Here is a 24,486-nt window from a genome sequence, read left to right as displayed (position 1 = left end):
GGAGCTCGTGGGAGCTCGTGGGAGCTCGTGGGACGAGGGGGCTTGTGGTGGCGCGTGCGCTGGATCTGCCGGAGACGGCGGAAGCGCTGGAGCGGTACCGGCGGAGGGCGGTCACGCTGACGGTCATCGGCGCGGTCCTGCTCGTCCTCGCCGTCGGCGTCGGCCTGCTGTTCTCGGGCTTATGGACGTCCGCCGCGATCGGCTGGCTCGTGCTGTTCGCTCTCCCCGCGTTGGGTATCGGCGTCCACGCGCGGTCGATCGCGAAGCGGATGCGGCACGTCCTCGGCGTCGGGACCTGGTCGGCGCACGCGGCCCTGCCAGTGGCCCGTCCCTGGTACGCGGAGACCGTCGTACTGGCCTCCCCGGGCACCGGCGAGCTGTGGCCGCTGACCCTCGTGGCCATACAGCAGCCGTGCGTACTCCTGCTGCCGGGGCCGGACGGGGTGCTGTGGTGGTGCGGGGACCCTCGGCTGGGCGGTGTGATCGCGCCTCCCGGAGGCGGGGAGCTGATCTGGATGAGGCCGGTATGGGGGCGGGCCGGGCGGCGCCGGATCGTGGCGCGGGCGGAGCGGGTGGGCCTGCTGGACCGTCCGGTGCCGAGGAGCCCGCAGACGGCGGTCTGACGCGGCGCGGCGAGCCGGGGGTCCCGGCGTCCTGTCACCCCCGTCCCCGCCCCTCCCCGCGGCCACGCCTCCGGCTACGCTCCGCCCGTGAGCCTCGACGACGCCGGTACCGCGCCCTCCCCGACGTATGTCCTGCTCGCCGCCGAGGCCGCGCGTGAGGTCGTCCCGCCTGCCCGCGCGCACCGCCCGGAGGCGGATGTCCGGGCCGTGCCCTGGTGGCGGGTGCGGAGCCTGCGCCGGGTCTCCGGGATGGGTGAGGTGCTGATCTCGGGAGCCGTCGGCGCGGTGGCCGGGGCACTGGCGTCGACCGGTCTTGAGGGGCGCTTCGCGATCCCGGTGAACATCCTCGTGCTCATGGCGCTCGGCACCTTCCTGACCTCCGGCTACCGGTTGCTGACCACCGGCCGTCCCGCCGCCCTCCGCCTCGCCCGGGCCGCGACCGCTCCCCGGCCCGCCACCCGGCGGTACGTGCTGCTGCACGGCCCCGCGGGCGGACGGCCGAGTCTGTTCCTGTTCCCGGACGGTGAGCGGCCCGACGATCTGCCCGACGGTCTAGTGATGCTCCCGCCGGGCGGTCCGCTGCCGTCCGCGCCCACCGGTGCCGTGGAGCTGCGCGGCTGGCTCGACCGGGCGGAGTCCGGTCTGCCGGTCGTCGTCCCGTGGGTCGAGGGGCGGCCGCTCTGGCCTGCGGAGCCGCTCTGGGAGGCGGGCAGTGCCGACTTCGAGGGGCAGCTGGAGTGGCTGGCGCCGGGCGTGGAGGCCCCTCAGCCTCCGGCCTGACCCTCCTTGTGGGCCCGCCAGCGGTCCATGATCCCCAGCATCTCCGTCCGGAGGAACGCGAAGAAGTCGGCGGTCTCGGCGGTCCGCCGCCGTGTCCGGGCCGAGCGTCTCCGCTCCGTCGCGGCGGGCCTGGCGGGGCTGCGCCGCCGGGACGTGGAGACGAGCTGACGGCGGGCCCCACCCCGTACGGCGGCAGGCCTCACACCTCCACGAGCAGCTCCTCGAAGCCCCGGATCACGTACCCCGGCTTCCACACGGGCTCCGCGGCGAGCCGCAGGCCCGGCGCCTGGCGCAGCAACTCGCCGAAGACCGCCTCCAGTTCGAGGCGGGCGAGCGGGGCGCCGAGGCAGTAGTGGATGCCCGCGCCGAAGGTGATGTGCGGGTTGTCGGCTCGGGTGAGGTCGAGCTCGTCGGCCGTCGGGCCGAAGCGGGCCGGGTCGCGGTTGGCGGAGCCGAAAAGAAGGGCGACCTCGGAGCCGCGCGGGATGACCTGGCCGCCGACCTCGATGTCGTCGAGGACCCAGCGCTCGAACATCTGGAGCGGGGTGTCGTACCGCAGAAGTTCTTCCACAGCTGTGGACAACTTTTCGGGATCCGGACGGACGCCCTTGCGGAAGAGCGTCCACCAGCCGTTGACCGTGGTGTTCACGGTGGCCTCGTGGCCCGCGTTCAGGAGCAGGACGCAGGTGGAGATCATCTCCTGCTCCGTCAGCCCCTCCACCGCGACGAGGCCCGAGATCAAGTCGTCCCCCGGGCTCTTCCGGCGCCGCGCGATCAGCTCCCGCAGATAGTCCGAGAACTCGATCGAGGCCGTCACCGCCCGCCGGGCCGTCTCCTCCGAGGGGCTCAGCTCGAACATCCCGCAGATCGCCGCCGACCAGGGCCGCAGCCGCCCCCGCTCCTCGTCGTCCTCCGGGACGCCCAGCATCTCGGCGATCACCGCGACGGGGAGGGGTTCGGCGACCGAGGCGAGCAGATCGCCGCCGCCCCGCGCGACCAGGTCGCCGACGAGCCCGGCGGCGAGCCGCCGTACCGTCGGCGCCAGGTTCTCCACCGTCCTCGGCGTGAACGCCTTCGACACGAGCCGCCGGATCCGGCTGTGGTCGGCCGCCTCCAGATCGAGCAGCCCGTGGTCGTTGAGCGTGTGGAAGGGCTCGTACGCGGCGGCCGGCGCCTCCCGCCCGAACTCCTCGTGGGTGAACCGGTGCGTGTACGTCCGGCCAAGCCGCCGGTCCCGGAGGAGCGCCGACACGTCCTCGTGGTGCGGGATCAGCCATTGCCGGGTGGGACCGTGCCAGTGCGCGCGGCCGGCGGCGCGCAGCCGGGCGTAGGCGGGGTACGGATCGGCGACGAAGTCGGGGGACCAGGGGTCGTACAGGGCGTCGACATCAACAGCTTCCATGACCGGACGCTACCCCCGCACGGGCCGTCAGCCCCCGACGCGCACCAGACCCGCCTCGTACGCGAAGACCGCCGCCTGCGTCCGGTCGCGCAGCCCCAGCTTCACCAGGATGCGGCTCACGTGCGTCTTGATCGTGGACTCGGCGACGACGAGGTGCCCGGCGATCTCGACGTTCGACAGGCCCTGCGCGATGAGCACGAGCACCTCCGTCTCCCGCTCCGTCAGCTCCCCGATCTGCGCCATGGCAGGCGGCTTCGGGGAGCTGCCGGGTGCCTTGGCGAACTCGGTGATCAGCCGCTTCGTGACGGTCGGCGCGAGCAGCGCCTCGCCGGCCGCGACGACCCGCACGCCCTCCGCGAGCTGCCGGGCCGAGGCGTCCTTGAGGAGGAAGCCGGAGGCCCCGGCGCGCAGCGCCTGGTACACGTACTCGTCGAGGTCGAAGGTGGTCAGGACGAGGACCTTCGCGTCCTCGTCGGCGGCCACGATCTCCCGGGTGGCGTCGATGCCGTTCAGCTCGGGCATCCGGATGTCCATGAGGACGACGTCCGGGCGGAGGGCGGCGACCTGGGAGATCGCCTCCCGGCCGTTGACGGCCTCGCCGACGACCTCGATGTCGGGCATCGCGCCGAGCAGCACGGAGAAGCCCTCGCGGACCATCATCTGGTCGTCGACGATCAGCACCTTGATGCTCATTCCCCGGCCTCCTCGCGGACCTCTTCACGGCTGACGGGGATGAAGGCCGCCACCTCGTAGCCGCCGTCCGCCGTCACCTCGGCGGTCATCTCCCCGCCGAGCATGGTCACACGCTCCCGCATGCCGGTGAGGCCGTGCCCGGCTCCCGGCGACGGCTTCACGAGACCGCGCGCGGGGCCGTTGGCGACGCGCAGCCCGAGCCCGCCGAGGACATAGCTGACCTCGACCTTCGCCGCCGCGCCGGGCGCGTGGCGCAGGACGTTCGACAGGGCCTCCTGGACGATCCGGTACGCGGAGAGCTCCACGCCCTGCGGCAGCTCGCGCACCGCGCCGGTCACCGTCTTCTCGACGTCGAGCCCGGCCTCGGTGACGTTGCGGACGAGTGCGTCGAGGTCGCCGAGGGTCGGCTGCGGGGCGTCGGGGGCCTCGTAGTCCTCGGCGCGGACGACGCCGAGGATGCGGCGCAGCTCGGTCAGCGCGGCGACGGCGTTCTCGCGGATCGTGAGGAAGGCCTGCTCCAGCTCCGGCGGCGGGTTCTCGACCCGGTAGGGCGCGGCCTCCGCCTGGATGGCGACCACCGACATGTGGTGGGCGACGACGTCGTGGAGCTCACGGGCGATGGTGGTGCGCTCTTCGAGGACGGTCCGCTTGGAGATCTCCTGGGCGGTGACCGTCTTGTGGGCGGTGACCTCGCGGTCGGCCTGGCGGCGGACCTGGATCATGGAGACGGTGAGCAGGACGAGGGCCGAGACGAAGAGGAGCGGGACCGAGACGGAGCTGCGCCCCATGCCGAGGAACATCTCGGCGAAGAGGCAGTAGCCGGCCGTCACCAGCCACATCCACACAGCGGTACGGGGCCGGGTGCGGGCGGCGACCACGCCGAGGACCACCACATGGCCGACGAGGCAGGCCGCCGTCCAGGGCCAGCCGCCGTCGAAGCCGCCGACGTACCCGACGAAGGGGGCCGCACCGAGCGAAGCCCAGAAGGCGAGGATCGGCCGGACCATGGTGAGCAGCACGATCGCGGCCGGCAGACAGGTGATCACCAGCGCCGACGCGCCGAAGGCGTAGTAGATCCGGTCGTATCCCAGGGCGAAGACGATCACGGCGCAGAACGCGACGAAGGCGTGCGGGAGCAACCCCGCGAAGATGCGTATCCGCTCCGGCAGGAAGCGGGTCGGCCCGCTGTTCACGTCCATGCGCGGCAGCGGTCGGTAGGCGAAGGCGTCATGGAAGAGCTCTTGGCGCAGCCCGCCGATGGCCACCTGCGCCAGGTGGAGCTCGGGGCTGCGGCTCGTCTCGGAGGTCCGTGTCTCGGTCACGCGCTCCACGGTACGGGCGGCGGGAGACCCGGTCGTCCCGCTCGATGCGGATCCTCCACCGTCCCCCCTGAGGACTACGTGTCCGTCACCAGGCCAGCTGGGCGATCTCCTCCGAGACCACCGCGCAGGCGTCCGCCGCCGGGTCGATCAGGGGGAAGTGGCCGACGCCTTCGAGCAGGGTGAAGCCGACTTCCTCGCCGGCCTTCGCCGCCGCCTCCGCGTACGCCTCGGCGACCGTGTGCGGGACGACGATGTCCTCGCGGCCCTGGACGATCGTGGTCGCGATGCCCGTCGGGAGGAGGGCGGCCGGGTCCGCGAAGGGCGCCCGGTGCGCGTACTCCCCCTCGCCACCGAGGAGTTCGGTGACCGCGCCGCCGCACACGCCGAGCTCCACCGCCCTCGCGAAGTGGGCGATCGGGGCGAGGGCGACGACCCCGCGCAGCGCGGGCGGGGCGGGCAGCCGCCACGGGGAGCCGGCGGGCAGGACATGGCGGGCCGCGGCCCAGAGGGCGAGGTGGCCGCCCGCCGAGTGGCCGGTGAGGACGATCCGGGCGGTGTCCGCCTGCGGCAGGTGCGCGGCGGCCAGCTCCGGTACGGCGTCGAGCGCGGCGGCCACGTCGTCGAAGGTCTCCGGCCAGCGACCGGCGACCGGGGCCGTACCGCCCTGGCGGGGGATGTCGCTGCCGCGCCGGTACTCGACGCTGGCGACGGCGAAGCCGCGACGGGCCAGGAAGTCCACGAACGGGGTCAGGTGCTGCCGGTCGTACGGCGCCCGCCACGCGCCGCCGTGCAGGGCGACGACGAGCGGGGCCCGGGTGCGGCCGTCGCGCGGGGCGTAGAAGTCGACCACCTGGTCCGGGTGGTCGCCGTACGCGGCGGAGGCGTCCGGGGGGACGGCCGGGTGCGAGAAGGCCGACGCTTCTTCGGCGGCATCGCGCGCGGCGGGGTCCGGCATGCTGTTCCAACCTCTCGGTGACGCGGCCGAATTGGCCTGACCTGCGGGGACGGTACCAGCACCGGAGCCCCCGCAGATCAGGCGATCATCGGACGGTCGTCCCTCAGGCGGGGAGGTCGGCCAGGACCTCCGCGAGGACGCGGGCCGCGCGCTCCGCGTCCGCGAAGCCCACGTACAGCGGCGTGAAGCCGAACCGCAGCACGTCCGGGCGGCGCAGGTCGCCGACGACCCCGCGCTTGATCAGCTCCGCCATCACCGCGGGCGCGTTCTCGCAGCTCAGCGCCACCTGGCTGCCGCGCTCGGCGCGCGCACCCGGCGTCACCGGGACGACCCGGCCCGCGGGCGCGTAGGCGGCGACGCACTCCAGGAAGAAGTCCGTCAACGCGAGGGACTTGGCGCGCACGTCCTCGATCGCGACGCCGTCCCACACGTCGAGCGCCGATTCCAGCGCCAGCATGGAGAGGATGTCGGGCGTCCCGACCCGGCCCCGCAGCGCGCCCTTGGCCGCCTCGTACCCGGGGGTCATCGCGAACGGGTCCGTGTGCGAGTTCCAGCCGGGCAGCGGGGAGTCGAAGGCCGCCTGGTGGCGCTCGGCGACGTACAGGTACGCGGGCGAACCGGGGCCGCCGTTCAGGTACTTGTAGGTGCAGCCGATTGCCAGGTCGACCCCGTGGGCGTCCAGGCCGACGGGCAGGGCGCCCGCGCTGTGGCACAGGTCCCAGACGGCGAGCGCGCCCGCCGCGTGGAGCGCGGCGGTGAGGCCCGGCAGGTCCTGGAGCCGACCCGTCCGGTAGTCGACGTGGTTGACGAGCGCGAGGGCCGTGCGGTCGCTCACCGCGTCCGCCATGTCGGCCGGGTCGCACGCCACGATCTCGTGACCCGTCATGCGCGCCGCGGACTGCGCGATGTACCCGTCCGTGGGAAAGGTCGTCGCGTCGACGAGGATCTCGTCCCGCTCGTCGCCGTTGATCCGGGCCGCGGCGACGACCGCCTTGAAGACGTTCACGCTCGTCGAGTCGCCGACCACGATCTGCCCGGGGGCGGCGCCGACGATGGGGGCGATCCGGTCGCCGATCCGCTCGGGCGCGGTCCACCAGCCCGACTCGTCCCAGGAGCGGATGCGCAGCTCGCCCCACTCACGGGTGATCACGTCGGCCATGCGGGCCGGGACGTGCGCGGGCAGCGCGCCGAGCGAGTTGCCGTCGAGGTAGACGGTCCCGGCGTCGAGGGCGAACTTCTCGCGGTACGCGGCGAGGCCGTCGGCGGCGTCGAGTTCCAGGGCCCTGCCCTTGAGGAGGTCAGACATGGCTGCGCGCCGTCCAGAGCTCCGGGAACACGTTCTTCTGGGCCCGCTTCTCCAGCCAGGCCACGCCCGCCGAACCGCCGGTGCCGGTCTTCGCGCCCATCGCGCGCCGGGTCGCCACCAGGTGGTCGTTGCGCCATCGCCAGACGAGCTCGGCGACGTCGCTGAGGGCCTCGCCGAGCCGGACCAGCTCGGTGTTCTGGTCGGCGTCCGCGTAGATCCCGGCCCAGACGGCCTCGACCGCCGGGGAGGGCTCGTACCGCTGCGCGAGGTCACGGCCGAGGACCGACTGCGGCACGGGCAGACCGCGCCGGGCCAGCAGGCCGAGGACCTCGTCGTACAGGCTCGGCTCCTGGAGCGCCTTCTCCAGCTCGGCGTGGACGCGGGGCGCGCCCCGGTGCGGGACGAGCATCGACGCGGACTTCTCGCCGAGCAGGAACTCCATGCGGCGGTACATCGCCGACTGGAAGCCGGAGCCCTCGCCGAGCGCGGCCCGGTAGGCGTTGAACTGGCCGGGGGTGAGCTGGGCGAGCGGCCGCCACGAGTGGTTCAGCGCCTCCAGCTCGCGCACCGAGCGCTTGAGCGCGTCCATCGCGACGGGGACGCGGTCCTCGCGCAGGGCGCGGCTCGCGGTCTCCCACTCGTGGACGATGACCGTGAACCACAGCTCCATGACCTGGGTGGTGACCAGGAAGACCATCTCGCCCGGGTCGTCCGAGCGGAGGTGCTGGAGGTGGGTGAGGACGTCCGCCTGGACGTAGTCCTCGTACGGCGTGGTACCCGCGAAGTCGAGGTTCGGGTCGACGGCGACCGAATCGGCTCCGGAGTCGGGAGAACCGGGGATGGATGACATTGCTGTCTCCTCGAAACGAACTACCGGGTAGCGGTCTGCTCCACCGCGCGCGCGTTCTTCCCTGCGGCACGGGAGCCCCGGTCCCCTCGGGAGGCGTGCTTCGTCGCGCGCCGTCCCAACGGCATCATGACACGATCGGGCCCGTGATGTAGCTCCCGTCTTCGTCATACGGAAACGCGTTCGAACGACAGCCGTTCAGGCCCTTGATCTGCTGCATCATCGCGGGCGCGAGCTTGCCCGGACCCGGGCAGCCCATGTGCGACCGGATGCCGATCTCGTGCCCCACCTCGTGGTTGATGATCAGATGCCGGTACTCGGCCGCCTCCCCCGCGAAGGTCGGGGAGCCGAGCATCCACCGCTTGAGGTTCACCACGACGCCGTCGGTGGTCTCGCAGTTCAGCTCGCCGTGGGTGTTCAGGCCCTGCTGGGCGCAGAGGGCGTCCGCCGTGTCCGGGGTGGCGATCCGGATGACGAAGTCGGCGTTCTGCGAGACCAGCTGGAAACGGCCCCGGCCGTGCGCGGCCCAGCTGCGCGGATGGGCCAGGATCTGCTGGATCTCGGCCGCCGCCGAGCGCGCCGACAGCTCGATGCCGTCCTCGACCTGGACGCGGTAGCGGCGCAGCGAGCCGCCGGTGCCGACCGCGTCGCCGGCGGCCTGCGCGGTCGTGAAGGTCCCGGCGCCGGACTGCGGCACGGTCGTCTTCTTCGGCGTCGGCGTCGGCTTGGGTTTCGGCTTCGCCGTCGTGGCCTTCGGCTTCGGCTTCGCCGTGGTGGGCCGGGGGGTGGGCGCGTCCGTCGTCGGATCCGCGGTCGCGGTCGTCGCCTGCGGCGCGGGGGCCGCCGAATCGTCGGCCGCCTGACCGTTGAAGTGCGCGAGGGCGGCGCCGCCGCCGAGCGCGACGGTCATCAGGACCAGGACCGGCAGTGCGAGCCGGCGCACGGGGCCGCGTCTGCCTCTGCCCCGCCGGCGGCTCTGTGTCCCTCGCCGTCCTGCGGGTGCGGCACGCTTGCCCACGACAGTCTTCTCCCCTGCGTCGGCCGGTGTGGGGGAAGAGGAAGTGGGGCCTCGGAAACCGGCGTTCTCGGTGCTGCGGTCCCCGGGATCGTACCGGCCCTCTTCGAACAACCTCGAACGCGCTCGGACGCAACGAGAGGTCTGTCCCGTTTTCCCCCGACCCGGCGGGACGGGGGAAAATCGGGATGGATCAGGTCGTTCGGAAGACCGTCGGGAACGTCACAGGAAGGTCAGCCGAGCGTCTCCGCCGCGGTCTCCGAGGAGTCCCGCAGGAAGGTCGTGCAGCGCTCGAACTCCTCCTTCTCGCCGATCGCGCCGGCCGCCCGGGCGAGGGCGTGCAGCGCGCGCAGGAAGCCGCGGTTCGGCTCGTGCTCCCACGGCACCGGGCCGTGGCCCTTCCAGCCGCTGCGGCGCAGCGAGTCCAGGCCGCGGTGGTAGCCCGTACGGGCGTACGCGTACGACTCGACGACCCGGCCGCCCTCGAAGGCGTCGTCGGCGAGCTGCGCCCAGGCGAGCGAAGAGGTCGGGTACTGCGCGGCGACCTCCGCCGGCGCCGTACCGTTCGCGAGCAGTTCGCGCGGCCCCGGGTCGTCGGGCAGGTGGGTGGGGGCCGGTCCCCCCAGAAGGTTCTCGTGGATGGCCATGGGGACACCCTAGGGGGTGTCTTGTCGATCAGGCCGGGGCGTCCCGCTCGCCCGGGTCGAGTGGCGGTGACGTCACCCCGCAGTGGACCCGGCACTCCGGGTGGCACGTGGCTCCCCCGGCCGGGGTGCGCATCGTCGTCCAGGCGAGCACCGCCCCCACCACCAGGATCCCCGCGCACATCGGCATCGCGCGCCGGAAGGTCTCGTCGAACTCCTCCGCCGAGAGGTACGCCTCCGGGCCCATCCCGGCGAGCAGCGGCAGCGCGGCCACCGCGAGCAGCCCGGCCGCCCGCGCCGCCGCGTTGTTGATCCCGCTCGCCAGGCCCGCCCTGGCCACGTCCACGGAGGCCAGGACGGTCGCGGTCAGCGGGGCCACCAGGGCCGTCATGCCGAGACCGAGCACCGTCACGGCCGGCAGCACGTCCTGGACGTACGAGGCGTCCTCCCCGACCCGCAGCATCAGCAGCATCCCCGCCGCGCACAGCAGCGGACCCACCGTGAGCGGGATCCGGGGCCCGATCCGCTCCCCCACCTCCCCGGACTTCGCCGACAGCAGCAGCATGAGCACGGTGGTCGGCAGCAGCGCCGTACCGGCGCCGAGCGCCGAGTAGCCCGAGACCACCTGGAGCTGGAGCGCGGCCAGGAAGAAGAAGCCGCCGAACGCCGCGTACACGCACAGGGTGACCAGATTGACCGCCGTGAACAGCCGGGACGCGAAGATCGACGGGGGCGCCATCGCGCGCTCGCCGCGCCGCCGCTCCACCATCACGAACCCCGCCCCGAGCACCACCCCGGCCGCCCCCGCCCACCAGGCCTCACCGATCAGCGCGTACGTCACGAGCCCGAGCGCCGCCGCGCCCAGGACCGCGCCGAGCACGTCGAAGCGGCCGTGCGCGGTCTCGTCCCGCGACTCCGGCACATGGCGCAGGGCGACGGGCACGCAGAGGGCGGCGAGCGGCACGTTCAGGAGGAACACCCACCGCCAGCCGGGCCCGTCCACCAGCCAGCCGCCGACGAACGGCCCGACCGCCGCGCCCACCCCGCCGAAGCCGGACCACAGACCGACCGCCTTGGCCCGGTCGTCCTCGTGGAAACTGGCCTGGATCAGCGCGAGCGAGCCGGGTGTGAGCAGCGCCCCGCCCACGCCCTGGAGCGCGCGGGCCGCGATCAGGATCCCGGCGTTCGGCGCGAGCCCGCACAGCAGCGAGGCCAGCGCGAACCACACGACCCCGATCACGAAGACCCGGCGCCGGCCGTACCGGTCGCCGAGCGCCCCGCCGAGCAGGATCAGCCCGGCGAGGGTCAGCATGTAGGCGTTGACGGTCCACTGGAGCGCGCCGAGGTCGGCGTCCAGGTCCTCGCCGATGTGCGGCAGGGCGACGTTGACGACGGTGGAGTCCAGCAGCACCATCCCGGAGCCGAGGACGGTCGTGAACACGATCCACCGGCCGGTCCCCGAGGCCATCCGCACGTCCCGCTCACCCATGCCTGCATGGTCCCGCGAAGCCGCCGCCCTCGCCCTCCGAACCACCCGGCCTCGGGTCATCCGGAGCACGGCCGCCGCCGTACGACCCGTCTCGGTCAGGTCGTGCGCAGCCGGGTCGCCGCCCGGATCAGCGCGTCCACGCCCCGCTCGGCCTTCTTCCTCGGACAGCCCACGTTCAGCCGGACGAAGCCCGGTGTCCCGTACACCCCGCCCGGCATGATCGCGACCTTCTCCACGGACACCAGCTCCTCCTGGAGCCGGGTCTCCTCGATCCCGAGCGGCCGCAGGTCGATCCAGGCCAGGTATCCGGCCTGCGGGGGCTCCCAGACGACGCCGGGCAGCCCCGTGGCCAGCCGCTCCCGGAGCAGCTCCATCGTGCCCGCGACATAGCCGCGCAGTTCGTCCAGCCACGGCGCGCCCTGCCGGTACGCGGCGATGTGGGCGGTCAGCGAGAGGACGGCGGGCGAGGCGAGGCCCTCGCCGGTCTCCATGCGCCGGACGAAGGCCTCGCGGGCGTCGGGGTCGCCGACGATCCCGTACGAGCCGGAGAGCGCGGGGAAATTGAAGGCCTTCGTGCCGGAGGTGACCAGCGCCCAGCGGCGGCCCCGGCCCGGCTCCGCCACCCGCGTCCACGGGACGTGACGGTGGCCGTCGGTGGTGAGGTCGGCGTGGATCTCGTCGCTGACGACGGCCGCGCCGTGGCGCTCCGCCAGCGCGGCGAAGGTGGCGAGCTCCTCCTCCGTCCAGACGCGGCCGGTCGGGTTGTGCGGGGAGCAGAGCAGCAGCATCCGGCTGTCGGGGCGGGCCAGCTCCCGCTCCAGGGCGTCGAGGTCCCCGAGCGGCACGCCCCGCAGCTCGCGCCCGAGCCCGGTGACGGCCTTGCGGAAGCCGTCGTAGGTGGGGGTGTGCACGACGACGCCGTCGCCGGGCTCCGTCCACATCCGCAGGAGCTGCGAGAGCTGGTTGAGCACGGACGGCGCGTACACCAGCGCCCCCGGGTCGATCTCGGTCGCGTACCGGCTCGCGTACCAGTGCCGGATCGCGTCCCGGAAGTCGCCGAGCCGCCAGTCCGTGTAGCCGAAGACCCCGTGGTCGACGCGGTCGCGCAGGGCGGCGAGGACCTCCGGAGGCGAGGCGAAGTCCATGTCGGAGATCGTGAAGGGGAGCAGGTCGGAGACGCCGAAGCGGTCCGCGATCCCGTCCCACTGGACCGACCAGGTCCCGTGCCGGTCTATCTCACGGTCGAAGTCGTACATCAGGCCCTGCCCCTCTCGTCGACGCACGAGGGCCCGGCACCTCGCGAGGTACCGGGCCCGTCGTTCACACGATGACTTGCTTCAGCCTCGTGGACCTACTTCAGCTTCGTGCCGGTCGAGCGCAGCGCGGCACACGCCTCGGTCACGCGGACGGCCATGCCGGCCTCGGCCAGCTTGCCCCAGGTGCGCGGGTCGTAGGTGGACTTCTTGCCGACCTCGCCGTCGACCTTCAGGACACCGTCGTAGTTGCGGAACATGTGGTCCACGACCGGACGGGTGAAGGCGTACTGGGTGTCGGTGTCGAGGTTCATCTTCACGACGCCGTTCTCCAGCGCGGTGGCGATCTCCTCGGCGGTCGAGCCCGAGCCACCGTGGAAGACGAAGTCGAACGGGTTGACCTTGCCGAACTTCTCGGCGACGCCCGCCTGGAGGTCCTTGAGGAGCTCGGGGCGGAGCACGACGTTGCCCGGCTTGTAGACGCCGTGCACGTTGCCGAAGGACGCGGCCAGCAGGTAGCGGCCCTTCTCGCCCAGGCCGAGGGCCTCGGCGGTGCGGATGGCGTCGTCGACGGTGGTGTACAGCTCGTCGTTGATCTCGTGGGTGACGCCGTCCTCCTCGCCACCGGTCGGGGTGATCTCGACCTCAAGGATGATCTTGGCGGCGGCGGCCTTCGCGAGCAGCTCCTGGCCAATGGCCAGGTTGTCGGCGAGGGTCTCGGCGGAGCCGTCCCACATGTGCGACTGGAACAGCGGGTTCCGACCGGCCTTGACGCGCTCGGCGGAGATGTCGAGCAGCGGACGGACGTAGCCGTCCAGCTTGTCCTTCGGGCAGTGGTCGGTGTGCAGAGCGACCGTGATGTCGTACTTCGCAGCGACGATGTGCGCGAACTCGGCCAGGGCAACGGCGCCCGTGACCATGTCCTTGTTGTACTGGCCGCCCAGGAACTCGGCGCCACCGGTCGAAATCTGAATGATGCCGTCGCTCTCGGCCTCCGCGAAGCCTCGCAGCGCCGCGTGCAGAGTCTGGGTCGAGGTCACATTGATGGCCGGGTAGGCGAACTTGCCTGCCTTCGCCCGGTCGAGCATCTCGGTGTAGACCTCGGGGGTTGCGATGGGCATTCGTCCGCTCCTTGTGATGTGCGGGGTGTGTGCGTTGCTGTCCCTGACCTGGGGGCGACGTCATCGTCGCCCCCATCCTTCCAGACTCTTGTCCGGGCTCCCACGGGCGCGGCACGACAAGGGGCGCGGTGTTTCACGTGAAACACCGCGCCCCTTGGTGAAAATGCAGGTCAGGACCGCTTTCGTCGGGGTCCGGGACCTAAGTCACGACTTCGCGGCGGTTACGCCAGCTCGAGATCGCCCAGCTGGTAGCCGGTGAGGTACGGCAGACCCGCGTCGGCGATCGCGCCGGCCGCGCCCCGGTCCACGATCGTGGCCACGGCCACGACCTCGCCGCCCGCCTCGCGGACGGCCTCGACGGCCGTCAGCGGGGAGCCGCCGGTGGTCGAGGTGTCCTCGACCACGAGGCAGCGGCGGCCCTTGACGTCCGTGCCCTCGATACGGCGCTGCATGCCGTGCGCCTTCTGGGCCTTCCGTACGACGAAGGCGTCGAGGCGCTGTCCGCGCGCGGCGGAGGCGTGCAGCATCGAGGTGGCGACCGGGTCGGCGCCCAGGGTCAGGCCGCCGACGCAGTCGAAGTCCACGTCGGCGGTGAGGTCGAGCATGACCTGACCGACCATCGGCGCGGCCTCGCCGTCCAGCGTGATGCGGCGCAGGTCGATGTAGTAGTCGGCTTCCAGACCCGAGGAGAGGGTCACCTTGCCGTGCACCACGGCCTTGTCCTTGATCTGCTGGAGCAGCTCAGCGCGTACGTCAGTCATGGTCAGCAGCTTAGAGGGCACTCCCTAGAGCCGCCGCCAGCTCCAGACGCTCTCGATCTCCAGGGGGTCGATCGGAGTGACGAGACGCGGGTGGGTGTTGAGGCCGTTCGGCGGGCCGGACTGCGGCTCGACGCAGACCGCTTCCGCCGGCTCGTCGTAGATCACGACCCACTCGGCGCGGCTGCTGACCTTCAGCTCCAGCTCCTCCGGCCAGGTGAGGGTGACGTCGACGCCGTCGGGCATGCCGAAGCAGTCGTCCCAGGGGCCGGGGAGGGGGTCGATCCGGCGGCCGGTGGGAAGGTGGTTCTCGCCGCGCTCCTCCTGCCAGCCGGGGGCGAAGTCGAGCCGCACGTCCTGGCCGCCGTTGCCGAGGTTGCGCAGGAACCAGGGGTGCCAGCCGGCCTGCGCCGGGAAGGAGTCGTCGTAGGTCTCGACCCCGAAGCGGAGGGTGAGGGAGTCCTCGGCCAGCTCGAAGACCTGGGTCACCCTGCCCTTGTACGGCCACGGGTCCCCGAGCTCGCAGGTGAAGACCGCCTCCGTCTCGGAGACGCGGGCGGTCTTCCAGGCAAGATCGCGGACGGTGCCGTGGATGGCGTGCGGGGGCGCGTTGACCGGCAGCTGGTGCGTGGTCGCCCCGTCGCGGAAGCGGCCGTTCTCGGTCCGCCCGCACCAGGGCACCATCGGGAAGCTCCCGAACCGCTCGCCCTGGCGCAGCACCTCGGTGCCGCCGATGCGCAGGCCCTCGATCCGGCAGCCGTGCTCGGGGCTGATGGTCAACTCGGCGTCGCCCGCCGTCAGTCGCGTCTGCATGCTCACGCCCCTGACCCTAGGCCCTGTCCGGCCCGATCCGCCCGGACAGGCCCCACGTGCCGCGGGGATTCAGCGGCGTCGGCGCAGAGCCCGGCCGACGACGACGGCGGAGGCGATGGCGAGCGCGGCGGCGGGGGCGATCCAGCGCAGGGTGGCGGTCGCGCCGCCTGCCTCGGGGGCGGGGACGGGGGCGTACCGGCCGCGCGGTGGGGCGTGGTCGACCTCCTCGGCGCTGCGCCCGATCATGGTCCGCCGCGCGTGGGCGGCCTCGACGGCGGGCTGCGGGGCGGGGAACTCGACGGGGGTGACGCCGAAGTCCTCGTCGAGGAGGGGGTCGAGGGAGGGGGGCGGGACGGGCGCGTCGTAGGCGGAGGGGCGCGAGGGCTCCTCGACTCCGTCGTCCACACCGTCGTGATCGGAATCGGAGTCGCTCTCCTCCTCTTCCGGCTCCTCCGTCCTCTCCGTCTTCTCCGGCCCCTCCGGCTCCTCCGCCAGCGCCGCCAGCGCCTCCACGAACTTGTCGAGCAGCTTGGCGCCGGCCGTGGCCCGTGCCTCGTCCGTCGCCTCGGCGAGCCGGCCGACCGCCGTCAGGGCGCCGGTGAAGCCGATGTTCGTGCCGTCGTCCACGGGGGTGAGGAGGACGGTCAGGATGAGCTCGGCCGAGCCCTTGCCTCGGGCCTCGGTGCCCTGTCCCTCGTAGGTGATGGCACCGTCCCGCTCGACGACCCGCAGGGCACCGCGGTAGGTGATGGTGTGGCCGCCGACCCGGATCTTGAGCCGGCCCGCGAGGGGGCCCGCCTCCGCGTCGGCGTCCCGCTGGAGGCCGGGCACGCAGCGCACCACCCGGACCGGGTCCGTGAGCGTCGCGCGCAGGGCCTCGGCCGGTACCGGAACGAACACCTCATGCTCCATGGAAGCCGAGCCTACTCAGGCCGGGGCGCGGCGTCGCCTCTTTGCGCCGGGGCCCGCGCGCCCCTTCCGTCGCCCTCTGTGGCTCAGCCGTCAGCCGCCGTACCTCGGGTGCACCAGGGTCGAGGGCGGCAGCTCGGCGCCCCTGGCCCGTTCGGCGCGGCGGGCCGCGGCCTCCAGGGTGCCCGCGCCGAGGGAGCGCAGCCGGGGCGCGTCGGGCGCGAGGCCGAGGTCGGGCGGCCGGTCGCCCGGGACCGCGAGGAGGAAGCCCCAGTCCCCCGGCCCCTGCTCCGTACCGCCGGTGCGGTCGGCGCGGTCGGGGCCCGCAGCGAAGCCGGGGGTGCGGCCGCTCGCGCTGTAGGGGCGGGTCGCGAACCCGGCGGCACGCAGGGTGGCGTCCACGGTCCAGTAGGTGTGCGGCCGGTCGGCGACCGATCCGGCGTGGACGGCGAACCGCCCGGAACCGGTGAGGACGCGGGCCACGAGTCCGTGGAACTCCTCCGAGTAGAGCTTGGTGCTGGGGGTGATGCCCGGGTCCGGGAGGTCGGAGATCACCACGTCGTACCGTTCCTGCACACGATCGGCGGCGCCCCGGAGCCAGTTGAAGGCGTCCGCGTAGACCACCCGGACGCGCGGGTCCCGGAACGCCTGGGCGTTGAGCGTGGCGAGCGCCGGATCGGTGCGGGCGAGGCGGACGACCCCGGGGTCGAGCTCGACGACGGTGACGGAGGTGACGCCGGGGTAGCGCAGGGCCTCGCGGGCGGCGAGGCCGTCCCCGCCGCCGACGATCAGTACGCGCGCGTGCGGGCCCTTCATCGCGGGGTGGACGAGCGCCTCGTGGTAGCGGTACTCGTCCTGGCCCGCCACCCGCAGCCGGCCGTCGAGGAACAGGTCGGGCGGCCCCTCGCGGCCTCCGGTCACCACCACCTCCTGGAGGTCGGTGTGGACGGCGACCCGCACCCGGTCGCCGTACACGGCCCGGCGCGCGGCCTCCTCGAAGTCGTCGACGAGCACGGTCGCGGTGGCCAGGACGGCCAGGACCGACATGTTCACCCCGATCAGCAGGGCGCGGGAGCGGGCGGTCAGGTCGCGGCGGAACACCCACAGCACGAGCCCGCCGCCCGCGATCACGTTGACCGCGCCGGTGACGAGCGCGCCGGTGAGCTGGCCGAGCCAGGGCAGCAGGAGGAAGGGGAAGGCGAGGCCGCCGACGAGCGCGCCGACGTAGTCGGCGGCGAAGAGGTCGGCGACCGTCCCCGCGGCGTCGTCCTGCTCGCCGGTCGGGCCCTGCCGCCGCGCGGATCCGGCCCCGGACCCGGCGGCGCGCTGTATGAGGGACATGAGGAGCGGGATCTCCGCGCCGATGAGCACACCGATGGCGAGCGAGAACGCCACGACGACGTGCCGCGACTCGCCGAGCCAGGCGAAGGCCGCGTACAGCGCGAGGGCCGAGCAGCCGCCGATGAGGGCGAGCCCGGCCTCGACCAGGCCGAAGCCGACGGCGGCGCGGCAGCGCAGCCGTTTGGCGAGGAGCGAGCCCACTCCCATCGCGAAGACCATCACGGAGAGCACGACGGAGGCCTGGGTGACCGAGTCGCCGATCAAGTACGAGGCGAGCGCGACCAGTTCGAGCTCGTAGACCAGGCCGCAGGCAGCGCAGACGAAGACCACGGCGAGGACCGGGAACCGCACCGCCTCGGCCGACCGCGGCGGCCGGGGTGACCTGGGCGGCCTCGACGACCTGGGCGGTCTGGGCGGCCGCTCGCGCCGCCGCACGGGCGGTTGTCGCACCCTGGTGGGTGGCATGGTCACGGGCGGCTCGATCATGAACGTAACGCTACGTCACGAATAACCCACTCCTTGTCACCCACACGAGTGCATCTGGAGCTCTGGAGGGGCGTATCAGAGTGTTGCCGGCATACGTGCGCCGATCCGGGTCCTGGTCACGACCAGCTGCCCTTCCTGCGGGTAGGCGTGCCAGGTGCGCCAGCGCACCTGGCCCTCGTGGCGCTGCGCCAGCATCGCCGTGAAGGCGTGCGGGGAGCCGGGGAAGGTCCCCGCGAGGCCGTTGGGGTGGTCGGCGACGAGCGCGAGCAACTCCTGCGCACGGCCCGCGAAGGAGCCGTGCGAGAGCGTCTCGACGCGCGCCGCGAATTCGTACTCCCATTCGCCGACGCGCTTGGAGACGCCGAGCGGGAGGGGGGTGCTGCTGCCGGGCATACAGGCGACGGTCTCCGAGCAGCTGCGCCCCTCCTCCTCCAGGAGTACCTGATGGGAGGCGCCGAGCAGCCTCAACTGGAGTCTGGCACCGGAGAGTTCGAGGTCGAGCACGGCCAGGGCGGGCAGCGGCTCGCGCCCGAGGGCCCAGGCCAGATCGGCCGCGCGGGTGTCGGTGTAGGAGGTTTTCAGGGTGGTGAGCATGGGTCGGCTCCGCAAACACGGTTTGACGGGTGGGCCGGGGGCGCCCCGGAGAGGGTCCAACGGGAGTGGGGGATCGCCGGCTCGGTTCCACACACGGTCCGAGGGCTGTCTCTGTCAGGAGCGAGAGAACCACGGACGCCGGACGACTCGCAGCGTTTTTACCCAACTTGCTGTGTTTTCCAACCCCTTCGGGGACCCCACAGTTCAATTGTTCAATCAGAATCGATCGACAAGATCCGCCGAAATGCCAACGACACGTGCCACCGGGCTCGTTGCGCCCCGGACGGCCCACCAGGGCCGGGGCGCCTCAGCTGCCGCCGCAGCCGCCACCTCCACAGCTGGAGCCGGAGCTGCAGGAGCTGCCGCTCCCTCCACAGCCCGCCGTGCCACCGCCGCCGCCGTCGGCCCAGCTGCGCCCGTTCCGCCGACCGCCGCGCCGCCCGGCCGCGCCGGTGACGCGGCGGATGGTGGAGATCAGGCCGATGAGGATGACCGCCCCCATGAAGACGATGAAGAGTTCCATCTGTACTACCCCCGTTCTTCTGTGCGAGGGAGATGCCCTCCGCGGCCCTCCCTCAAAGACGACTTGAGCGATTCCAGAGCTTCAGCTGCACGAGGACGAGGAGCTGGAGCAGGAGGACGAGGACGAGGAACACGACGAGCTCGAACACGACGAGCCGGAAGTGGAGCAGGAAGAGGACGACGACGAGGAAGACGACGACGAACACGAGGACGACGACGAAGCCGACGACGACCCGGCCCACCAGCTCTCGGCACCACTGGCGCTGCCACCGGAACGCACCGTGCCGCGCATCGACAGCGCGACGACCCACACCACGATCGCGATCACCAGCGCGATCCCGAGGATGAAGAATGCGATGTTCATGCCAGGGCGATCCCCCCGGCGCGCCCTCGCCAAAGCGCACTTGAGGAAGTCCAGAGCTTCCCCCCAGGATGGCGGTCATGACACGACCGCTGCTCAACCGCCGGCTCGCCGAATTCGGGACGACGATCTTCGCCGAGATGTCCGCGCTGGCCGCCACGACCGGGTCGATCAACCTCGGTCAGGGCTTCCCCGACACCGACGGCCCGGAGGAGATCCGCGAGGCCGCGGTGCGCGCGCTGCGCGACGGCCGCGGCAACCAGTACCCGCCCGGCCCCGGCGTCCCCGAGCTGCGGCAGGCCGTCGCCGACCACCAGCACGCGTGGTACGGCCTCGCGTACGACCCCGACACGGAGGTACTGGTCACCGCGGGCGCCACCGAGGCGATCGCGGCCACCCTGCTCGCCCTCGTGGAACCGGGCGACGAGGTCATCGCCCTGGAGCCGTACTACGACTCGTACGCGGCCTGTGTCGCGATGGCCGGCGGCACCCGCGTCCCCGTCACGCTCCGCCCGCACGAGGGCGCGTACGTCCTCGACCTGGACGAGCTCCGGGCCGCGGTCACCGACCGGACCCGGCTGATCCTCCTGAACACCCCGCACAACCCCACCGGCACCGTCCTCACCCGCGCCGAGCTGACCGCGATCGCCGAGCTGGCGATCGAGCGGGACCTGCTCGTCGTCACCGACGAGGTGTACGAGCACCTGGTCTTCGACGACGCCGAGCACATCCCGCTCGCGAGCCTCCCCGGCATGCGGGACCGCACGGTCACCATCGGTTCGAGCGGGAAGACGTTCTCCTTCACCGGCTGGAAGGTCGGCTGGATCACCGCGAGCCCCGAGCTGACCTCGGCCGTCCGCTCGGCCAAGCAGTTCCTCACGTACGTCTCCGCCGGCCCCTTCCAGTACGCGATCGCCGAGGCGCTCCGCCTCCCGGCCACCTACTTCGACACGCTCCGCGCGGACCTCGCCGCCAAGCGGGACCTGCTGAGCGAGGGCCTCGCGCAGGCGGGCTTCGAGGTCTACCGCCCGGCGGGCACCTACTTCGTCACCACGGACATCCGCCCTCTCGGCGCCGACGACGGCTTCGCCTTCTGCCGCTCCCTCCCGGAGCGCGCGGGCGTCGTCGCCATCCCGAACGCCGTCTTCTACGACCACCGCGAGGCCGGCGCCCCCTTCGTCCGCTTCGCCTTCTGCAAGAAGACGGAGGTCCTGGAAGAAGCCGTCACCCGCCTCAAGCGCCTCGCCTGAGGTCGGCGCCGGACGTGCGAAAGCCCGGCGCGGGGCCGTGATCGCGGGGATCACGGCGCCCGGCCGGGCTTCGGCGGGGTGCGGGTGGCGGGAGGCTCAGGCCTCCTCGTCGCCCGCCTTCTGCTCGGGGGTCTCCAGACCGAACTGCTCGACGACCCACTTGTCGAACTCGATGGAGGCGCGGACCCAGCTGACCGTGGAGGACACGAAGTGCTCCAGGGCGACGCCGGTGCCGATCAGCATCTGGGCCTCACCGATGAGACGGAGGGTGGCGGAGCCGTCCTCCTCCTCGTGCAGGTGGGTGTAGACCTTCGGCCACAGGGTGCGGCGGTTCCAGTCGTCGATCGCGTCGAGGACCCTCGCGCGGTCGTCGGCCGAGTGCGGGCGGTCGTAGAACGTCCGCACCGAGAAGACCTGCTGCTCGTCCTCGCCGCGGAACATGAAGTACGTGCGGAATTCCTCCCACGGCGCCGCGAGGTCACCCTCGTCGTCGACGACGTACTTCAGCTCCATCTGCTCGAGGAGCTGCTTGACGAGGTCCTGGTCGGGGACGACGGGGCCCGCCGGTCCTGCGGCCTGAGGCTGGGGCTGGCCCCCGAAATTCGGAATCGAGGACGGGTCGATGCTCACCGTGAATTTCCCTTCGTACGGATGCTCGCCATCCTCCCCCATGTCGGGCGGTTCATGGGAGCCCCACCAGCCGCGATCCGCTGCGGGCTGACAAGAACGTCGCCCCTTACCGCCCCGTCACCGCCCTGTCACCGCGCCGGACCGACGATCAGGCCGTCCTCGAAGCGCTCCACCCTGACCGTGTCGCCGTCCACGACCTCGCCCGCGAGGATCTCCTTCGCGAGCCGGTCGCCGATCGCCGTCTGGATCAGGCGGCGCAGCGGCCGGGCGCCGTACGCGGGGTCGTTGCCCTCCTCCGCGAGCCATTCCAGGGCCTCGGGGCTGACCTCCAGGGTGAGCCGTCGGTCGGCGAGCCGCTTCGCGAGCCGGTCGATCTGGAGCCGCGCGATCCGGCCCAGCTCGGCCCGGTCGAGCGCCGAGAAGACGACGAGGTCGTCGAGGCGGTTGAGGAACTCCGGCTTGAAGCTCGCCCTGACGACGTCCAGGACCTGCTGCTTCTTCACGTCCTCCGAGGTCACCGGGTCGACAAGGTACTGGCTGCCCAGGTTCGAGGTGAGGATCAGGATGGTGTTGCGGAAGTCCACCGTCCGGCCCTGGCCGTCGGTGAGGCGGCCGTCGTCGAGGACCTGGAGCAGGACGTCGAAGACCTCCGGGTGCGCCTTCTCCACCTCGTCGAGCAGGACCACGCTGTACGGGCGGCGGCGGACCGCCTCCGTGAGCTGGCCGCCCTCCTCGTAGCCGACGTAGCCGGGAGGCGCGCCGACCAGCCGGGCGACGGAGTGCTTCTCGCCGTACTCCGACATGTCGATGCGGATCATGGCCCGCTCGTCGTCGAAGAGGAAGTCGGCGAGCGCCTTCGCCAGCTCGGTCTTGCCGACACCGGTCGGGCCGAGGAAGAGGAAGGAGCCGGTGGGGCGGTCGGGGTCGGCGATCCCGGCGCGCGTGCGGCGCACGGCGTCGGAGACTGCCTGCACGGCCTCGGACTGGCCGATCAGGCGCCGGCCGAGCTCGTCCTCCATGCGCAGCAGCTTCTGCGTCTCGCCCTCCAGGAGGCGGCCGGCGGGGATGCCGGTCCAGGCGCCGACGACGTCCGCGATGTCGTCGGGACCGACCTCCTCCTTGACCATGGTGTCCTTGGACGACTCCTGCTGGGCCTCGGCCTCGCTCGCCTCCGCCAGCTCCCGCTCCAGGGCCGGGATCTCCCCGTACAGCAGCTTGGAAGCGGCGTCGAAGTCGCCGTCGCGCTGGGCGCGCTCGGCGCGCCCCCGGGCCTCGTCGAGGCGCTCCTTGAGCTCGCCGACCCGGTTGAGGGACTGCTTCTCCTTCTCCCAGCGGGCGGTGAGGCCGCGCAGCTCCTCCTCGCGGTCGGCGAGGTCGCGCCGCAGCTTCTCCAGGCGCTGCTTGCTCGCCGCGTCCGTCTCGTTCTTGAGGGCCAGCTCCTCCATGCGGAGCCGGTCGACGGACCGCTGGAGCTCGTCGATCTCGACGGGCGAGGAGTCGATCTCCATCCGGAGCCGGGACGCGGCCTCGTCGACGAGGTCGATGGCCTTGTCGGGGAGGAAGCGCGAGGTGATGTACCGGTCGGACAGGGTCGCGGCGGCGACCAGCGCGGAGTCGTTGATCTGCACCTTGTGGTGCGCCTCGTACCGGCCCTTGAGGCCGCGGAGGATCGCGATGGTGTCCTCGACCGTCGGCTCGGCGACCAGGACCTGCTGGAAGCGGCGCTCCAGGGCGGGGTCCTTCTCGATGCGCTCGCGGTACTCGTCGAGGGTGGTCGCGCCGACCATCCGCAGCTCGCCGCGGGCCAGCATGGGCTTGAGCATGTTGCCCGCGTCCATGGCGGAGTCGCCGCCGGCGCCCGCGCCGACGACCGTGTGCAGCTCGTCGATGAAGGTGATGATCTGGCCGTCGCTCGCCTTGATCTCGGAGAGGACGGTCTTCAGCCGCTCCTCGAACTCGCCGCGGTACTTGGCGCCCGCGACCATCGCGCCGAGGTCGAGCGAGACGAGCCGCTTGTTCTTCAGCGACTCGGGTACGTCGCCCTTCACGATCCGCTGGGCGAGGCCCTCGACGACGGCGGTCTTGCCGACGCCGGGCTCACCGATGAGGACCGGGTTGTTCTTGGTACGGCGGGACAGCACCTGCACCACGCGCCGGATCTCGTGGTCCCGGCCGATGACCGGGTCCAGCTTGCCCTCGCGCGCGGCGGCCGTGAAGTCCGTGCCGAACTTCTCCAGCGCCTTGTACTGCCCTTCCGGGTCGGGTGTGGTCACCCGGCGTCCTCCCCTGCTCTTCTCGAAGGCGTCGAGCAGCTTCGATGCGCTCGCGCCCTGCCGGTCGAGGATCTCACCGGCCTGGCCGCCCCTGGCGGCGATCCCGATGAGCAGGTGCTCGGTGGAGAGGAAGTCGTCGCCGAGCTCCTTGGCCTGCCGGTCGGCGTCGGCGATGACCGCGAGGAACTCGCGGTTGGGCTGCGGGGGCGCGACCGTGGACCCCGTGATGCTCGGCTGGGCGGCGATGAGCCGCTCCGCGCCGGAGCGCACGACCGCCTGGTCGGCGTCGACGGCGGCGAGCAGATCGGTGATGTTCTCGTTGTCCTGACCCGCCAGCAAGGCGAGCAGCAGGTGCGCGGGGATGAGATCCGGGTTCCCCGCGGACACGGCGCGGCTCGTGGCCGCGTTGATCGCGTCCCGGCTCCGGTTGGTCAGTTCGACGTCCACGTGCGGTGTTCCTCCTGTGCCTCGACTACACGCCTTCTCTTTCTATGACCCTTCCAGCGTACACAAAGTTGAGTCCATTCCACTCAAGCTTTCGGACGGAGTTCTCCCCCGGGTAGTTTCCGGGCATGGCCACAGACCCGAGGAACCCCTCCGACTCGTATCTCAGCTTCTGGCGCGAGTACCACATGTGCACCCTGACGACCCCGCGCGCGGACGGCACCCCGCACGTGGTGGCGGTCGGCGTCACGTACGACCCCGAGGGCGGATACGCCCGGGTGATCACCAACAAGAACAGCCGGAAGGTCGCCAACGTCCTGGCGGCGGGCGCGGACGGCGCGCGCGTGGCGGTCTGCCAGGTCGACAAGGGGCGCTGGGCCACCCTGGAGGGCGTCGGGCGCATCCGCACGGAGGCCGAGGTCGTCGCGGACGCCGTCGACCGGTACGCCGAGCGGTACGGCCGCACGCCGGCCCCGAACCCGGACCGGGTCGTCATCGAGATCGCCCTCACGCGGGCGATGGGCCGCGCCTGAGAAAACGTACGCGCGGCACGAACGTACGCGCGGCACGAACGTGCGCGCGGCACGAACGTGCGCGCGGCACGAACGTGCGCGCGGCACGAACGTGCGCGCGGCACGAACGTGCGCGCGGCACG

General features: G+C 72.4%; 25 protein-coding genes. 5 read left to right on the top strand and 20 right to left on the bottom strand.

The genetic code is table 11. The annotated features are described in order from the left end of the window. Positions 1-47: 47 nt before the first annotated feature. The 3 genes from ACIBG6_RS19475 to ACIBG6_RS19465 all read left to right on the top strand — a co-directional run bounded on the left by ACIBG6_RS19475 (position 48) and on the right by ACIBG6_RS19465 (position 1,571). Complete coding sequence (locus ACIBG6_RS19475; RefSeq protein ID WP_399223815.1) at positions 48-623, top strand: hypothetical protein; 576 nt, start codon at positions 48-50, stop codon at positions 621-623. 87 nt (positions 624-710) lie between these two features. Continuing rightward, positions 711-1,403, top strand: a complete 693-nt coding sequence (locus ACIBG6_RS19470) for a hypothetical protein (RefSeq protein WP_399223814.1) — start codon at positions 711-713, stop codon at positions 1,401-1,403. 27 nt (positions 1,404-1,430) lie between these two features. Next, positions 1,431-1,571: a hypothetical protein gene (locus ACIBG6_RS19465; RefSeq protein ID WP_399223813.1), complete on the top strand. Its 141-nt coding sequence runs from the start codon at positions 1,431-1,433 to the stop codon at positions 1,569-1,571. Positions 1,572-1,602: 31 nt separating this feature from the next. Here ACIBG6_RS19465 and ACIBG6_RS19460 read toward each other — a convergent pair whose 3' ends face one another. The 18 genes from ACIBG6_RS19460 to ACIBG6_RS19375 form a co-directional block, all read right to left on the bottom strand. Next, positions 1,603-2,805: a cytochrome P450 gene (locus tag ACIBG6_RS19460; RefSeq protein ID WP_399223812.1), complete on the bottom strand. Its 1,203-nt coding sequence runs from the start codon at positions 2,803-2,805 to the stop codon at positions 1,603-1,605. A 27-nt stretch (positions 2,806-2,832) separates the two neighbouring features. Then, the gene (locus ACIBG6_RS19455) at positions 2,833-3,498 is read right to left on the bottom strand and encodes a response regulator (RefSeq protein ID WP_399223811.1); all 666 of its coding nucleotides are present in this window, start codon (positions 3,496-3,498) and stop codon (positions 2,833-2,835) included. After that, a complete protein-coding gene (locus ACIBG6_RS19450; protein WP_399223810.1) occupies positions 3,495-4,829 on the bottom strand; it encodes a sensor histidine kinase in 1,335 nt (444 codons plus the stop codon). Before ACIBG6_RS19450 ends, ACIBG6_RS19455 begins: the two co-directional genes overlap by 4 nt. A gap of 76 nt (positions 4,830-4,905) precedes the next feature. Further along, the gene (locus tag ACIBG6_RS19445; protein WP_399223809.1) at positions 4,906-5,775 is read right to left on the bottom strand and encodes an alpha/beta hydrolase; all 870 of its coding nucleotides are present in this window, start codon (positions 5,773-5,775) and stop codon (positions 4,906-4,908) included. 103 nt (positions 5,776-5,878) lie between these two features. Continuing rightward, a complete protein-coding gene (gene kynU / locus ACIBG6_RS19440) occupies positions 5,879-7,081 on the bottom strand; it encodes a kynureninase (protein WP_399223808.1) in 1,203 nt (400 codons plus the stop codon). Beyond that, positions 7,074-7,931, bottom strand: a complete 858-nt coding sequence (locus ACIBG6_RS19435) for a tryptophan 2,3-dioxygenase family protein (RefSeq protein ID WP_399223807.1) — start codon at positions 7,929-7,931, stop codon at positions 7,074-7,076. Before ACIBG6_RS19435 ends, kynU begins: the two co-directional genes overlap by 8 nt. 124 nt (positions 7,932-8,055) lie before the next feature. Next, positions 8,056-8,871 (bottom strand): DUF3152 domain-containing protein, encoded by an 816-nt coding sequence (locus tag ACIBG6_RS19430; protein WP_399223806.1) that lies wholly within the window; start codon positions 8,869-8,871, stop codon positions 8,056-8,058. Positions 8,872-9,176: 305 nt separating this feature from the next. Next, positions 9,177-9,590, bottom strand: coding sequence for a DUF3151 domain-containing protein (locus ACIBG6_RS19425; RefSeq protein ID WP_317596825.1), 414 nt, complete (start codon positions 9,588-9,590; stop codon positions 9,177-9,179). Positions 9,591-9,618: 28 nt separating this feature from the next. Further along, positions 9,619-11,076, bottom strand: coding sequence for an MFS transporter (locus ACIBG6_RS19420; protein ID WP_399223805.1), 1,458 nt, complete (start codon positions 11,074-11,076; stop codon positions 9,619-9,621). A gap of 95 nt (positions 11,077-11,171) precedes the next feature. Then, a complete protein-coding gene (locus ACIBG6_RS19415; protein WP_399224022.1) occupies positions 11,172-12,332 on the bottom strand; it encodes a MalY/PatB family protein in 1,161 nt (386 codons plus the stop codon). A 95-nt stretch (positions 12,333-12,427) separates the two neighbouring features. Next, positions 12,428-13,450, bottom strand: coding sequence for a class II fructose-bisphosphate aldolase (fbaA, locus tag ACIBG6_RS19410; RefSeq protein ID WP_399223804.1), 1,023 nt, complete (start codon positions 13,448-13,450; stop codon positions 12,428-12,430). Positions 13,451-13,671: 221 nt separating this feature from the next. After that, positions 13,672-14,211 carry an orotate phosphoribosyltransferase gene (pyrE, locus tag ACIBG6_RS19405; protein WP_399223803.1) on the bottom strand — a complete coding sequence of 180 codons (540 nt, stop codon included), beginning with the start codon at positions 14,209-14,211 and terminating at the stop codon, positions 13,672-13,674. A 24-nt stretch (positions 14,212-14,235) separates the two neighbouring features. Next, complete coding sequence (locus ACIBG6_RS19400; RefSeq protein ID WP_399224021.1) at positions 14,236-15,021, bottom strand: aldose 1-epimerase; 786 nt, start codon at positions 15,019-15,021, stop codon at positions 14,236-14,238. 69 nt (positions 15,022-15,090) lie between these two features. Continuing rightward, entirely contained in the window at positions 15,091-15,933 is an 843-nt protein-coding gene (locus tag ACIBG6_RS19395) for an SRPBCC family protein (RefSeq protein ID WP_399223802.1), read from the bottom strand. A 90-nt stretch (positions 15,934-16,023) separates the two neighbouring features. Next, complete coding sequence (locus ACIBG6_RS19390) at positions 16,024-17,757, bottom strand: polyamine aminopropyltransferase (RefSeq protein WP_399223801.1); 1,734 nt, start codon at positions 17,755-17,757, stop codon at positions 16,024-16,026. A gap of 75 nt (positions 17,758-17,832) precedes the next feature. Continuing rightward, entirely contained in the window at positions 17,833-18,351 is a 519-nt protein-coding gene (locus ACIBG6_RS19385) for a DUF2617 family protein (protein ID WP_055642633.1), read from the bottom strand. Between the two features lie 307 nt (positions 18,352-18,658). Then, positions 18,659-18,874, bottom strand: a complete 216-nt coding sequence (locus ACIBG6_RS19380) for a hypothetical protein (protein ID WP_399223800.1) — start codon at positions 18,872-18,874, stop codon at positions 18,659-18,661. A gap of 52 nt (positions 18,875-18,926) precedes the next feature. After that, positions 18,927-19,184, bottom strand: a complete 258-nt coding sequence (locus ACIBG6_RS19375) for a hypothetical protein (protein ID WP_399223799.1) — start codon at positions 19,182-19,184, stop codon at positions 18,927-18,929. A gap of 130 nt (positions 19,185-19,314) precedes the next feature. Here ACIBG6_RS19375 and ACIBG6_RS19370 point away from each other — a divergent pair, with 130 nt between their 5' ends. After that, complete coding sequence (locus ACIBG6_RS19370) at positions 19,315-20,484, top strand: pyridoxal phosphate-dependent aminotransferase (RefSeq protein ID WP_399223798.1); 1,170 nt, start codon at positions 19,315-19,317, stop codon at positions 20,482-20,484. Positions 20,485-20,580: 96 nt separating this feature from the next. Here ACIBG6_RS19370 and ACIBG6_RS19365 read toward each other — a convergent pair whose 3' ends face one another. Together ACIBG6_RS19365 and clpB are read right to left on the bottom strand one after the other, a co-directional pair. Beyond that, entirely contained in the window at positions 20,581-21,114 is a 534-nt protein-coding gene (locus ACIBG6_RS19365; RefSeq protein WP_317596843.1) for a YbjN domain-containing protein, read from the bottom strand. A gap of 128 nt (positions 21,115-21,242) precedes the next feature. Continuing rightward, a complete protein-coding gene (clpB, locus tag ACIBG6_RS19360; RefSeq protein WP_399223797.1) occupies positions 21,243-23,834 on the bottom strand; it encodes an ATP-dependent chaperone ClpB in 2,592 nt (863 codons plus the stop codon). Positions 23,835-23,959: 125 nt separating this feature from the next. Here clpB and ACIBG6_RS19355 point away from each other — a divergent pair, with 125 nt between their 5' ends. Next, positions 23,960-24,364 carry a pyridoxamine 5'-phosphate oxidase family protein gene (locus tag ACIBG6_RS19355; RefSeq protein ID WP_399223796.1) on the top strand — a complete coding sequence of 135 codons (405 nt, stop codon included), beginning with the start codon at positions 23,960-23,962 and terminating at the stop codon, positions 24,362-24,364. Positions 24,365-24,486: the final 122 nt, after the last annotated feature.

This window comes from Streptomyces sp. NPDC050842 (assembly GCF_044456565.1).
GTDB lineage: Bacteria > Actinomycetota > Actinomycetes > Streptomycetales > Streptomycetaceae > Streptomyces.
The sequence above is the reverse complement of the archived record's forward strand: the minus strand, read 5'-3'. Positions and strand labels throughout refer to the sequence as shown.

Excerpts from the sequence above, each read along its gene's own strand:
- ACIBG6_RS19465 (WP_399223813.1), top strand. The coding sequence starts at position 1,431 with ATGATCCCCAGCATCTCCGTCCGGAGGAACGCGAAGAAGTCGGCGGTC.
- ACIBG6_RS19460 (WP_399223812.1), bottom strand. The coding sequence starts at position 2,805 with ATGGAAGCTGTTGATGTCGACGCCCTGTACGACCCCTGGTCCCCCGAC.
- ACIBG6_RS19455 (WP_399223811.1), bottom strand. The coding sequence starts at position 3,498 with ATGAGCATCAAGGTGCTGATCGTCGACGACCAGATGATGGTCCGCGAG.
- ACIBG6_RS19445 (WP_399223809.1), bottom strand. The coding sequence starts at position 5,775 with ATGCCGGACCCCGCCGCGCGCGATGCCGCCGAAGAAGCGTCGGCCTTC.
- kynU (WP_399223808.1), bottom strand. The coding sequence starts at position 7,081 with ATGTCTGACCTCCTCAAGGGCAGGGCCCTGGAACTCGACGCCGCCGAC.
- ACIBG6_RS19435 (WP_399223807.1), bottom strand. The coding sequence starts at position 7,931 with ATGTCATCCATCCCCGGTTCTCCCGACTCCGGAGCCGATTCGGTCGCC.
- ACIBG6_RS19425 (WP_317596825.1), bottom strand. The coding sequence starts at position 9,590 with ATGGCCATCCACGAGAACCTTCTGGGGGGACCGGCCCCCACCCACCTG.
- ACIBG6_RS19420 (WP_399223805.1), bottom strand. The coding sequence starts at position 11,076 with ATGGGTGAGCGGGACGTGCGGATGGCCTCGGGGACCGGCCGGTGGATC.
- ACIBG6_RS19415 (WP_399224022.1), bottom strand. The coding sequence starts at position 12,332 with ATGTACGACTTCGACCGTGAGATAGACCGGCACGGGACCTGGTCGGTC.
- fbaA (WP_399223804.1), bottom strand. The coding sequence starts at position 13,450 with ATGCCCATCGCAACCCCCGAGGTCTACACCGAGATGCTCGACCGGGCG.
- pyrE (WP_399223803.1), bottom strand. The coding sequence starts at position 14,211 with ATGACTGACGTACGCGCTGAGCTGCTCCAGCAGATCAAGGACAAGGCC.
- ACIBG6_RS19400 (WP_399224021.1), bottom strand. The coding sequence starts at position 15,021 with ATGCAGACGCGACTGACGGCGGGCGACGCCGAGTTGACCATCAGCCCC.
- ACIBG6_RS19395 (WP_399223802.1), bottom strand. The coding sequence starts at position 15,933 with ATGGAGCATGAGGTGTTCGTTCCGGTACCGGCCGAGGCCCTGCGCGCG.
- ACIBG6_RS19390 (WP_399223801.1), bottom strand. The coding sequence starts at position 17,757 with ATGATCGAGCCGCCCGTGACCATGCCACCCACCAGGGTGCGACAACCG.
- ACIBG6_RS19385 (WP_055642633.1), bottom strand. The coding sequence starts at position 18,351 with ATGCTCACCACCCTGAAAACCTCCTACACCGACACCCGCGCGGCCGAT.
- ACIBG6_RS19380 (WP_399223800.1), bottom strand. The coding sequence starts at position 18,874 with ATGGAACTCTTCATCGTCTTCATGGGGGCGGTCATCCTCATCGGCCTG.
- ACIBG6_RS19370 (WP_399223798.1), top strand. The coding sequence starts at position 19,315 with ATGACACGACCGCTGCTCAACCGCCGGCTCGCCGAATTCGGGACGACG.
- ACIBG6_RS19355 (WP_399223796.1), top strand. The coding sequence starts at position 23,960 with ATGGCCACAGACCCGAGGAACCCCTCCGACTCGTATCTCAGCTTCTGG.